Here is a 13065-nt window from a genome sequence, read left to right on the forward strand (position 1 = left end):
TTTTCATTTGGAGAAGCCATTCTTCAAGTACTACACTCATCCAATAGCTACAAGCCTGCTTTTATCATCGTATGAGAGTCGAATTTGAGGAAGGAGATTTGTCACATATGTCCAAACGCCCTGAAGGAATGGGTACTGAGGATTCATTTTTCGGAGAAAGCCGTCCTTTTTTTATACCCGGGACGGAGCAACTAGATATCACAGCACACCCATACAGACTTTTTATATTTAAACCGAATACTACTCCTCCAGCGGCTGGTTTTCCAGTCATGTACGTGCTTGATGGGAATTCACTTTTTGGCACAATGGTCGAAGCCATTCGTTTACAGTCAAGAAGACCTGAAAAAACAGGTGTTGTACCTGCCATCATTGTTGGAATTGGCTATCAGACAGAAGCGCCCTATCATCCGCTCAGGCATTATGATCTCACTCTTACCAGCCCTGACGCTTCCATCGGGGGCAAAAGAAAAGACTTCTCCATCCATACATATGGTGGGGCCTCTGCTTTCTTTTCTTTTTTAGAAAAGACTGTGAAGCCTTATATCGAGCAACGCTTTCCGATCAACCTAAGTCGTCAAACACTGTTTGGGCATTCTCTTGGCGGTCTTTTTGTATTACACACACTATTTGAGCACCCTGATGCTTATCAGACATATATTGCAGGCAGTCCTTCTATCCACTGGAACAAAAATTTATTTCTAGAAAAAGAACACCAATTCACCAACCGCATACGTCAGGTGCCTATGAATGTCAGGCTGCTTGTAGGTGTAGGTGAGTTAGAAAAACATCATCCATGTCAAATGAATGCTCATGCAAAGTCACTAGCAAATCGTATGCTGCCTTTATCCTCATATGGCTTACATACGGCCTATCACGAGTTCCCTGAAGAAGGACATACGTCCGTTTTACCGGTGCTGATGAATTACGCTTTTCGTTTTGCGCTCTATCATGATGATCTTTTAACAACCACAGACATGAAAGAAAGGTAGTGAACGTATGAAACATAGTGGTCTATCTCAAAAGATTGCCCTTGTCACAGGCGCAGGGCAAGGTATCGGACAAGCAGTCGCAAAAAGACTAGCCGACGAAGGTGCGATCATTGCAGCAGTTGACGCAAATGAGGATCAGCTTCAAAGCACCGTCCATCAAATGAATGATGAAGGCTTACGTGCCTTTGCCTATCCAGGTGACATTACCGATCAAGCATCTGTTCAGCACATTATCAATCAAATTGAAAAACAGCTTGGACCCATTTATTTACTAGTCAATGTAGCAGGCATTCTTCGAATCAGTTCTATTGACCAGCTTAGTGCAGATGACTGGCAACAAACCTTCGCAGTCAACACACATGGTGTCTTTTATGTATCACAAGCTGTCTCCAAATACATGATGAAAAGATCAGCAGGGGTCATTGTGACCGTCAGCTCTAACGCAGGTGCCATTCCTAGAATGAATATGGCTGCCTATGCCGCTTCAAAGGCAGCAGCTACTTCCTTTACAAAAACGCTTGGATTAGAGCTGGCAGACTATGGAATCAGATGCAATGTTGTCTCTCCTGGCTCTACCGCAACACCTATGCAATGGGCTTTATGGTCTGATGAACAAGGCGCAGACCATGTGATCAAAGGGTCATTAGAGACGTATAAAACCGGTATTCCTTTACAAAAAATCGCTGATCCTCAAAACATCGCTGATGCAGTCATCTTCTTTGCATCTGAACAATCCAGTCATATTACGATGCAGAATCTCACGATTGATGGTGGCGCAACACTCGGAATCTAGCATTTCATCAAAAAGGAGGCCTTTTCATGAAACATTCATTATTGCCGTCAGAAGAAAAAGTACAGTTGATTCAAGACTATCAGCCAGGCGCTTTTTTCCTTGCTTCCCCTAAACGTACAATACTTGCAGAAGGGATTTTCCAGCATATTGAAACCAATCAGCTCAATGAACTCTCCACAAGGGTAGCGCACGTATTTGACACTGCCAAACAAGCTGGTATTCAATCACCAATTATTGCTGGTGCTGTTCCGTTTGATCCGGCGCAACCCGTTCGTTTAAATGTGCCAATCCATGTACAGTTTAGTGATCCACTCGAATTTCATCAAGGTGATGAGGAATCGGAAGTGACATCGCCATCCTATGAGGTGACACCTGTCCCTTCTCCTGAAGTCTACATGAATGGTGTGAACGAAGGGTTAGCTAAAATTGAAAAAGGAGAGCTTAGCAAAATCGTCATTTCTCGATCTCTCCATCTCAAATCAAATCAAGACATTCATACGAAAGCAATACTCGAACGGCTGGCTCGTCACAATACGACTGGCTATACGTTTGCTGCAAATGTAGCTGATCCGAAATCTCCCCAAAAGCGCACACTTCTTGGGGCAAGTCCTGAGCTGCTTCTTTCAAAAACGGGTTCATCTGTGATTTCCAATCCACTCGCTGGTTCTCGGCCGCGTAGTTCAGATCCAGTAGAAGACCAGCGCCGTCACGATGAACTCCTTACTTCAGCGAAGGATTTACACGAGCATGCAGTGGTTGTCGACGCTGTCACTAAAGCGCTTGCTCCTTACTGTCGTAAGTTAGATGTGCCTGTATCACCATCCGTCATACAAACAGAAACGATGTGGCATTTATCTACTGTCGTAAAAGGTGAATTAGCAGATTCCAGTGTATCCTCAATTGATTTAGCGCTGAGCCTTCATCCAACACCCGCAGTATGCGGAACACCTACAGCAGATGCACGTGAAGCAATCCAAGCAATTGAACCCTTCGATCGAGGATTTTTCACAGGAATGATCGGCTGGGCAGATGCAAATGGTGATGGTGATTGGATTGTCACCATTCGTTGTGCAGAAGCTGAGGGTCAATCCCTTCGCCTCTTTGCTGGTGCAGGAGTGGTCAAAGGATCTAAGGCAGAAGAAGAGCTAGCCGAAACATCTGCAAAATTTAACACGATGCTTCGTGCGATGGGCATCCACCAGCTATAAAAATACATAGGAGATGACAAAAACATGTTTGTTCAACCACCTACATAGCCAGAAGAATTTGCAAAACGCTACCGTGAAAACGGCTGTTGGCGTGGAGAAACCTTTGGCGGTATGCTTCGTGAACGCGCCATATCGTTAAGGAATAAAACTGCGATTACATACGCTGATACGCACATGAGCTACCAAGAACTTGATGAGCGCGTCAGCAGTCTTGCCGCCGGTTTCCATCAGCTTGGAATTCAAAAGGGCAGTCGAGTTGTCGTGCAGCTTCCTAACATTCCTGCTTTTTTTGAAGTCATTTTCGCTTTATTTCGAATTGGTGCTTTACCCGTCTTCTCACTGCCATCTCATAGAAGCAGCGAAATCACTTATTTTATTGAGTTTGCCGAAGCAGACGCATATGTCATACCAGATATCCATGATGGCTTTGATTATCGATCACTCGCACGTCAAGTGAAAGAAAAGCTTCCCTCATTACCTCATGTCATTGTTGCAGGGAAGGCTGAGGAATTCCTTGACTTGGATGATCTGCGCAAGGACCCAGTACTTGATCCTCAAATTCATGTAGAGGCAAGCGATATTGCATTTCTTCAGTTATCAGGAGGCAGCACAGGCCTTTCTAAGCTCATACCTCGTACACATGATGACTATATGTATAGTCTTTGGAAAAGCAATGAGGTGTGCGAGCTCACAAAAGATAGTGTGTATTTAGCTACACTTCCAGTTGCGCACAACTATCCATTAAGCTCGCCTGGAGTCCTTGGGACGTTATACGCAGGTGGAAGAGTCGTTCTTGCACCGGGATCAAGTCCTGATGTCGTCTTTCCACTCATTGAAAAAGAACGGGCAACAATTACCGCAGTCGTTCCGCCTATTGCATTGATCTGGCTAGAAGCCGCTCCACATCGATCAGATGACTTATCGAGTCTTGAGGTTTTACAAGTCGGTGGTGCTAAATTAAGCGCCGAGGCAGCAAAACGAGTGATGCCTGCCCTTGGGTGTAAGTTACAGCAAGTTTTTGGCATGGCAGAAGGTCTGGTCAACTATACCAGATTGAATGATCCTGAACATGTCATTATTCACACACAAGGACGCCCGATGTCTGAATATGATGAGGTACTAGTGGTAGATGAGGAGGACAAGCCCGTCCCGAATGAAGTGGCTGGACACCTTTTAACAAGAGGACCTTATACGATTCGCGGCTACTATAAAGCCGATGAACAAAACAAGAAAGCATTTACAGCCGATGGCTTTTACAGAACAGGTGACATCGTGCGATTAACAAAAGAAGGAAATGTGGTAGTAGAAGGCAGAGACAAGGATCAAATCAATCGTGGCGGCGAAAAGGTTGCCGCTGAAGAAGTTGAAAATCATTTACTTGCGCATCCTGACATTCATGATGCCGCCATGGTGTCCATGCCAGATCCGTTTCTTGGCGAACGCTCATGTGCCTTTGTTATTGCGAAAGGAAACAACAAGCCAGCACCACACGCCTTAAAGTCATTTCTAAGAGAACGCGGGCTCGCTGCCTATAAAATTCCCGACCGCATTGAATGGATCGAGGCGTTCCCACAAACAGGTGTAGGCAAAGTCAGTAAAAAAGCATTAAGAGAATTAGCTTCAATCCATACTGCCAACGTATAAAAAAAGAGGAGTGAAAACCATGGCAATCCCTACTATTCCTGCGTATCCAATGCCAAGCATACAAGATTTACCCGAAAATAAAGTGAACTGGATCCCTGATCCGAAACGTGCTGTCCTGCTAATACATGACATGCAGCAATATTTTTTAAATGCATTTCAACAAGATACATCACCGATCACAGAGTTAGTGCAGCATATTGAACAATTACGTGATACATGCAAAGAACTTGGCATTCCTGTCGTCTATACAGCTCAACCTGGTGACCAAGACCCGAAGGATCGTGCCTTATTAACAGATTTTTGGGGGCCTGGTCTTGGTGATGATGAAGCATTGACAAAAATCATTGATCAGCTTGCTCCATCTGAAGCAGACACAATGCTAACAAAATGGCGTTATAGCGCATTCAAAAAATCCAATTTTTTAGACATTCTTCAAGAAGGCGGGCGTGATCAACTGATCATTACTGGCGTATATGCACATATTGGCTGTATGCTGACAGCCGCAGAAGCATTCATGCTCGATATTGAAACTTTTTTTGTCGCCGATGCCGTCGCTGACTTTTCACTTAAGCATCACAAAATGGCAATGACCTATGCAGCTGAACGCTGTGCGGTGACCACAACGACAAGCCAAATCATTAGTCGTTTAACAGGACAGGAAGCAGACGGTGATGATCTATCCTTTGATGCTATCGTTCACCAAGTAGCTGAGTATATCCAAATCGAGCCGAATGAAATACCGTTTGACGAGAATCTCGTCTATCTTGGACTTGATTCTATTAGAATGATGAGTCTAGCGGAAAAATGGAGACAGCAAGGAGCGACAGTCAATTTCGTTGAGCTTGCAGCTAATCCAACGCTCACGTCTTGGCGAGCTCTTCTTTTCCCAGAAAAACAGCCATCTATCCCAAATATCGATTACTTGTAAAGGAGGTATAGACCCTTGTCGATCCAGTCAGTCGATTCATTCCCACTAACCGGTGCCCAATCAGGCATTTGGTATGCGCAGCAGCTTGATCCATCTAATCCTATTTTCAATACAGCTGAATATATAGATATTAAAGGTCCTATTGATCCCGTACACTTTGAAGCAGCCATTAGAAAGACTGTCTTAGAAGCAGATTCCTTGTATATGCGCTTCGTTGAGGATACTGACGGTCCAAAGCAATGGTTGATATCTAAGAAAGAGATTCCATTTCAATCTATCAATTTACAAAATGAAAAACAGCCGCTTGATGCGGCTAAAGCATGGATGAAGACAGACCTTGCAACGCCAGTCTCTTTAGAGAAAGATGTATTATTCCGTGAAGTACTTTTTCAACTTGCTGACGACCGTTTTATCTGGTATCAGCGCATTCATCACATTGCCATTGATGGATTCGCCTTTTCGCTCATTGCACGCCGTGTTGCTGAGGTCTATTCAGCCCTATCGAAAGGGACACCTGTGCCTCCTCAAACATTTGGATCCTTACATGACGTAGTCCAAGAAGAGATCACCTATCAACAGTCCAATCGGTATGAAGATGATCGAGTTTTTTGGAAAAATCGCTTTGCTGATCAACCTGAAATTGTCAGCCTTGCTGAGCTTGCCCCAAGAACGTCGGATCATTTTATCCGCAAAACGGCTAGCTTCGATGCCGAAAAGGTAAGCAAAATGAAAAAAAATGCTCAATTTTTCGGTGGTACGTGGCATGAAATGATTCTTGCGGCATCCGCTCTATATATGCATCGTATGATTGGTGCACATGATATTGTTTTAGGATTACCTGTTATGATGCGCCTTGGATCGTGCGCCTTGCAAACACCCGGAATGGTCATGAACCTGGTACCGCTTCGTTTAACATGCAAACCAGAAATGACGCTCTCAGCACTTGTTCGCCAAGTATCTGATGAACTGAAAGCCATTCGTCCTCATCAAAGATATCGTCATGAAGACATGCGGAGAGACTTTAAACTCATCGGAAGAAATCAACGATTATTCGGCCCGCAGATCAATATCATGCCATTTGATTATGATCTCATGTTCGATCAGAGCATTGGTCAAGCACATAATCTTTCAGCAGGACCCGTAGATGATATATCGATCAACATATACGACCGCGCAGATGGGAAAGGATTTCAAATCGACTTTGATGCAAACCCTGCCGTTTACAAAGAGCAAACAGTTGACGCTCATCAGCAGCGTTTTCTTCAATTGCTGGAGGAAATAACCGGACTAGAGCAAGATCAGACGATCAGTCAATTCAACCTTCTTTTGTCTGAAGAAAAAGAGAACATTCTCAAGCACTGGAATGATACAAAACGAGAATTACCAAAAGAATCTTTACGGGAACTATTTGAAAAACAAGTCAGCAAAACACCACAAGCAAAAGCATTACAGTTTGAAGAAATCACTTTGACCTACGAAGAGTTGAATCAGCGGGCAAATCAATTGGCTCATTATTTGAAAAAGCGCGGCATTGGACCAGAACAATTTGTCGCAATTGCTCTGCCTCGTTCCATCGATATGGTCGTAAGTCTATTAGCCGTTATCAAGACAGGAGCCGCATATCTGCCACTAGACCCTGATTACCCTAACGATCGTGTCGCCTATATGCTAGAAGATGCCAAACCGGCGTGCTTGCTCACAGTCAAAGAGACAGCAGACGGTTTGGAGCATCCGCACATCGTTCAACTGGATGATTCAATTGTTCATCAGGAGATAGCAGGCAGCCCGCATCTCAATCCGACTTGGAGCGAAGGCTCCCCGCATCACCCGGCTTACATCCTCTACACGTCAGGATCGACAGGCAAACCAAAGGGTGTTGTTGTAACAAAACGAAATGTGATCAACTTTATATTGTCTATGCAAGATTCATTTTTATTAGATCAAGGGGACCAGCTTTTAGCGGTAACGACCATTGCCTTTGATATTTCCGGGCTAGAAATGTTCCTCCCGCTTTTACATGGTGCCGCTATATTATTAGCAAAAAAAGAAACGATACAAGAACCAGCAAAGCTTTCAGACATGATTCGTTCTCATCATGTCACAATCATGCAGGCAACACCAACGTTGTGGCATGCGTTAGCAGATGATTACCCTGACGTGATAACAGGTATGCGTGTTCTTGTTGGAGGAGAAGCACTCCCTGCCTCCCTTTTGCACACATTACAATCTCTTCAATGCGACATTACCAATTTGTACGGACCTACAGAAACGACGATCTGGTCTACCATGGAAAATGTCACAGCACATCGAGAGAATAGTGGACCGGCGATTGGCAAACCCATTTGGAATACGAACATTTACATTTTAGATGAAGGACTAAACCCAGTCCCAGCAGGATCAATCGGTGAACTTTATATTGCAGGTGAAGGAGTATCCAGAGGATATCTTGGACGATATGACTTAACGGCTGAACGATTTGTCGCTGATCCATTCGGCACAAAAGGCACGAGAATGTATCGCACTGGTGATTTAGCCAGATGGCGTGAGAATGGCTCGATTGATTATATTAGCCGTGCTGATCATCAAATTAAAATTCGCGGCTTCCGTATTGAACTAGGTGAAATTGAAACAGTTATTATGCAGCACCCAGCCATAAAGCATACATCCGTTATCGTTCGGGAGGATCAACCTGGACAACAGCTGCTTTGTGCGTATGTTGTGCTGACAGACGACTCTTCTCTTCACCCTTCAGAGCTTAGGCAGTTTGTGGCTGCGTTACTTCCAGACTACATGGTGCCTTCTGCTGTTGTCTTTTTGCCGGAACTTCCACTTACACCAAACGGCAAAATCGATCGCAAAGCATTGCCAGTGCCAAATATGTCTTTAGTTAGTTCTGAGCGTACACCTAGAACACCCCAAGAAGACATGTTATGTAGTTTATTTGCAGAAACCCTTGGCGTATCTCAAATTGGCATAGATGATAGTTTCTTTGATTTAGGCGGACATTCTTTACTTGCCGCTCGTCTGCTTAGACGTATACGCGATACATTCGGTGCAGACCTAAGCATGAGCACCATTTTTGAATCACCTCGAGTCGCTGAACTTGCACAGCACTTAGACAAAGCAAAGGACATTCGGCCGCCGCTTCAGGTAGAAAAAAAGCCAGATGAAATTCCATTATCCTTTGCCCAAAAACGGCTCTGGTTCCTTCATTGCCTTGAAGGTCCAAGTCCAACTTATAATATTCCACTTGTCATTCAGCTGACAGGTACATTAGATCAAAAAGCTCTCATTGGTGCTTTAGCAGATATCACTGAAAAACATGAAACCCTTAGAACCATCTTTCCAAATAAGAACGGCATGCCAAGACAGGTTATTTTACACCCGAAAAGTGTTCAGCCTGAACTCCACGTCACAGCTTCAAGTGATCAACAAATTGATAATCAGTTAAACGAAGCCATTCGCTATAGCTTTAAGATTGAAGAAGAACCTGCACTTCGAGCTGAATTATTCATACTTGATGCAAATCGATCCGTGCTGCTTCTATTGCTGCATCATATCGCTGGTGACGGCTGGTCACTTGCACCATTGACACGAGACTTAGCTGCTGCTTACGAAGCCCGTATACAAGGAAAATCAATCTCCTTGCCAGCCGAACCTGTTCAATATGCTGACTATGCTATTTGGCAGCAGAAGCTGTTGGGCAGTGAGGAAGAGACGGATAGTCTATTTGCCAAGCAGCTTACCTATTGGACAGGTGCCTTACATGACCTGCCTGAAGAACTGGAGCTTCCCTATGACTACCCGCGTCCACAGGAAGGAAGCTTCAACGGTGCTACGATCGACTTTGCGATTGAGCCCGCTTTACACCAGCTGCTCCTTGAACTTGCAAAGCAGCATCAGGTGAGCTTGTTCATGGTGCTTCAAGCATCACTTGCAGCATTACTGACACGTCTTGGAGCGGGAACAGATATCCCTATTGGCAGTCCAATTGCTGGGCGGAATGACGATGCACTTGACGACATTGTGGGATTGTTTGTGAATACACTAGTATTACGTACAAATACAGCTGGTAATCCAACCTTTAGTGAGCTATTGAAGCGAGTGCGAGACGTTGACTTAGCAGCCTATGAGCATCAGGATCTGCCATTTGAACGGCTAGTGGAAATTCTAAATCCAAACCGCTCCAGATCACGCAATCCATTGTTCCAGGTCATGCTTGCCTTCCAAAATACACCGAAGGCGGAAATGAAGTTGACACAACTTGACTCAGACCTCTACGTGAAACCAGTAGGATCAGCTAAATTTGATCTGACCATCGAATTAACAGAACAAAGAACTGAAACTGGGTCAGCAGCAGGATTAACAGGATTGTTTGAATTCAGCACAGATGTATTTAAACAAAGTACCATTCAAGCAATCGCTGCCAGAATGAAGCGCTTTTTAACAGAGATAGCTGAGCGCCCACATCTGCCGATTGGTCAAGTGAACATTTTATCAGATAAAGAGCGGCAAACATTTCTACCTGACAAAAAGACATTCGCTCAGTTAGACCAAGCACATCGTCTCCCGACCTTATTTGAAAAAACGGTGCAGCAATATCCTGATCGAGTGGCAGTAACGGATGGCAAGTGGCAGCTTACCTATGAAGAGTTAAACAACAAAGCCAATCGTCTTGCTCATTTATTAATAGAAAGAGGCGTTGGACCAGAACAGTTCGTTGCACTTGCCCTGCCTAGATCAATCGATATGCTCGTCAGCCTATTAGCCGTTCATAAAGCAGGCGCAGCCTATGTTCCGCTTGATCCTGATTACCCAGCAGACAGGCTGGCATACATGATACAAGATGCCAAACCAGTTTGCAGCATCACAACAAAAGCAGCTGCATTGCATCTCCCTGCTGATTGCGATTTGATTTTGTTAGACGAAAAAGAAACAAATGATCAATTACAGATTACGCCAAATCACAATCCGGCTGATATAGACAGAATTGAGCCGCTATCTCCTCTGCATCCGGCCTATATTATTTATACATCCGGATCTACAGGGAAACCAAAAGGAGTGGTCATCCCACACCAAAATGTCATCCGTCTTCTGACATCTACTGAACATTGGTTCCATTTCGATGAAGAGGATGTTTGGACAATGTTCCATTCGTATGCCTTTGACTTTTCAGTTTGGGAAATATGGGGGCCCCTTTTATATGGCGGTCGGCTTGTCATTGTTCCTCATACCATCTCTCGTTCTCCAGAAGAGATGCTGCATCTTCTAGTCGATGAAGGTGTGACTGTGCTTAATCAAACACCTTCTGCCTTCTATCAGCTCATGCAGATAGACAAGGAACAACAAACACTTGGTCAAGCATTATCACTCCGCTATGTCATCTTTGGCGGTGAAGCATTAGAGCTTAGCAGATTAGAAGATTGGTACAGCCGTCACTCAGACTGCAAGCCAAAGCTAATTAACATGTACGGCATTACAGAAACCACCGTACACGTTACGTACAATGTACTCAATCGAGACATGATCGCAAAGAAATCCAGCAGCTTAATAGGCGAACCGATTCCTGATTTACACGTGTACGTACTAGATGAATACCTACAACCTGTTCCACCTGGGACGACAGGTGAAATGTATGTAGCTGGAGCTGGTTTGGCAAGAGGTTATCTAGGCAGGCCTGACCTAACATCAGATCGATTCCCTGCCGATCCTTATGGAGCACCTGGCACAAGGATGTATCGAACTGGCGACCTCGCTCGCTGGACGGTAGAAGGGGCACTTGATTACATTGGCAGAGCAGATCATCAAATTAAAATACGCGGGTTTAGAATTGAACTTGGAGAAATCGAAGCCGTTCTATCACGCCACGACGCAGTTGCACAAGTTGTCGTGATTATGCGAGAGGATCAGCCTGGTGACAAACGCTTAGTCGCATACATCGTCACAACTGAAGAAGACCGTTTCGATACAGAGACCCTTCGCCATTTTGCGGCAGCCAGTCTTCCTGATTACATGGTGCCTGCGGCTTATGTACAGATTGATACGATGCCACTTACAGCAAACGGAAAGCTTGATCAAAAATCACTACCGGCACCTCAATTGCATATACAGCAAACGGATGGCCGCGGCCCAAGAAACCCGAAAGAGGAAGTTCTATGCCACCTCTTTGAAGAGGTGCTTGATTTGCCAAAAATCAGCATTGACGATCGCTTTTTTGACATTGGCGGGCATTCCTTACTTGCGGTTCGTTTAATCAGCCGCATTCGTGATGCACTTGGTGTCAAACTAAGCATCGGAACGTTGTTTGAAGCACCAAATGTTGCAAGTTTGGCAGAGAAACTAGAAACAGGAAGCGATGAAAACGCACTAGAAATCCTGCTGCCGCTAAGAACAAATGGAGAAAGATATCCTCTCTTCTGTGTTCACCCAGCTGGTGGTCTTAGCTGGTGCTATGCAGGTCTCTTGAATACATTAGAGAAAGACATCCCTATTTATGGATTACAGGCAAGAGGAATCGCAAGAAAAGATGACTACCCGCACACACTAGATGATATGGCTGCGGATTACATCAAGCACATCCAAACGATTCAGCCAAAAGGTCCTTATCATCTTCTTGGCTGGTCACTAGGCGGAAACGTTGTACAGGCAATGGCTACACAACTCCAGCAGCAAGGTGAAGAAATCGCTCTCGTTGCGATGCTAGATGCCTATCCAAACCATTTCTTACCGCTTAAAGAAGCACCCGATGAAGAAGAAGCACTAATCGCTCTTCTTGCACTCGGGGGTTATGATCCAGATACCTTAACAGGTGAACCGCTCACGATGAAAAGTGCTGTCGACATCTTGAAGAAAGACGGCAGTGCACTAGCAAGCTTAAGTGAAGATGCCATTAGAAATCTAAAGGAAACCTATGTCAATTCAGTTCGATTGCTCGGAGAATATCAGCCAAAAACTTATCATGGGGACATATTATTCTTTAGATCTACCATTATCCCAGATTGGTTTACACCAATTGATCCCGAAGCATGGGCACCTTATATCAACGGAACCATTGAACAGCACGACATTCATTGCCGGCACAAAGACATGTGCCAGCCTAAACCCCTAGCAGAAATTGGTGTCATCTTAGACAACTCTCTGCATCGGGTCAAACAAAAGCACTAAGAATAAAGGAGAGATGACAAATGACAAATCCCTTTGATCGTGAAGACGGTGTATTTCTTGTGCTTGTCAATGAACAAGGACAGCATTCACTTTGGCCATCATTTGCACCAGTGCCAGATGGGTGGGAAAAGGTCTTTGGTGAAGACACTAGAAATGCCTGCATCGATTATATCCAGACACACTGGCAGGACTTACGGCCATTAAGCTTAACAAAAGAACCTGCGCTAGCACATGGAAAAACAGACTAAATCATCGCGCCCTGATCTGAATCAGGGTGCTTTTTTGACAGAATAAACATCACCATCTTTCCAGCTCTTTCTGCTACAATTTAATTGAGAA

The 13065-nt window shown here is 44.6% G+C and carries 6 protein-coding genes and 1 pseudogene; all 7 read left to right on the forward strand.

The features are described 5' to 3' along the window. The first annotated feature begins 107 nt into the window (after window positions 1-107). The 7 genes and pseudogenes from CKW02_RS19875 (at window position 108) to CKW02_RS19905 (ending at window position 12974) form a co-directional block, all read left to right on the forward strand. Window positions 108-989 carry an alpha/beta hydrolase gene (locus CKW02_RS19875; protein ID WP_003214949.1) on the forward strand — a complete coding sequence of 294 codons (882 nt, stop codon included), beginning with the start codon at window positions 108-110 and terminating at the stop codon, window positions 987-989. A gap of 7 nt (window positions 990-996) precedes the next feature. Beyond that, window positions 997-1782, forward strand: a complete 786-nt coding sequence (locus CKW02_RS19880) for a 2,3-dihydro-2,3-dihydroxybenzoate dehydrogenase (protein WP_003215196.1) — start codon at window positions 997-999, stop codon at window positions 1780-1782. A gap of 26 nt (window positions 1783-1808) precedes the next feature. Next, on the forward strand, window positions 1809-2990 hold the full coding sequence (gene dhbC, locus CKW02_RS19885; RefSeq protein WP_003214915.1) for an isochorismate synthase DhbC: 1182 nt from the start codon (window positions 1809-1811) through the stop codon (window positions 2988-2990). Between the two features lie 48 nt (window positions 2991-3038). Further along, window positions 3039-4634, forward strand: a pseudogene (locus CKW02_RS19890) ((2,3-dihydroxybenzoyl)adenylate synthase); the annotation flags it as partial. 19 nt (window positions 4635-4653) lie between these two features. After that, window positions 4654-5562: an isochorismatase family protein gene (locus tag CKW02_RS19895; protein WP_003215100.1), complete on the forward strand. Its 909-nt coding sequence runs from the start codon at window positions 4654-4656 to the stop codon at window positions 5560-5562. A 15-nt stretch (window positions 5563-5577) separates the two neighbouring features. Further along, window positions 5578-12726 carry an amino acid adenylation domain-containing protein gene (locus CKW02_RS19900; protein ID WP_003214729.1) on the forward strand — a complete coding sequence of 2383 codons (7149 nt, stop codon included), beginning with the start codon at window positions 5578-5580 and terminating at the stop codon, window positions 12724-12726. Window positions 12727-12746: 20 nt separating this feature from the next. Continuing rightward, window positions 12747-12974, forward strand: coding sequence for an MbtH family protein (locus tag CKW02_RS19905; protein ID WP_003215360.1), 228 nt, complete (start codon window positions 12747-12749; stop codon window positions 12972-12974). Window positions 12975-13065: the final 91 nt, after the last annotated feature.

Source organism: Bacillus pumilus (genome assembly GCF_900186955.1).
In the GTDB taxonomy this organism is placed as follows: domain Bacteria; phylum Bacillota; class Bacilli; order Bacillales; family Bacillaceae; genus Bacillus; species Bacillus pumilus.

Coding starts and splice junctions, on each gene's coding strand:
- CKW02_RS19880 (WP_003215196.1), top strand. CDS start 997: ATGAAACATAGTGGTCTATCTCAAAAGATTGCCCTTGTCACAGGCGCA.
- CKW02_RS19875 (WP_003214949.1), top strand. CDS start 108: ATGTCCAAACGCCCTGAAGGAATGGGTACTGAGGATTCATTTTTCGGA.
- CKW02_RS19905 (WP_003215360.1), top strand. CDS start 12,747: ATGACAAATCCCTTTGATCGTGAAGACGGTGTATTTCTTGTGCTTGTC.
- dhbC (WP_003214915.1), top strand. CDS start 1,809: ATGAAACATTCATTATTGCCGTCAGAAGAAAAAGTACAGTTGATTCAA.
- CKW02_RS19895 (WP_003215100.1), top strand. CDS start 4,654: ATGGCAATCCCTACTATTCCTGCGTATCCAATGCCAAGCATACAAGAT.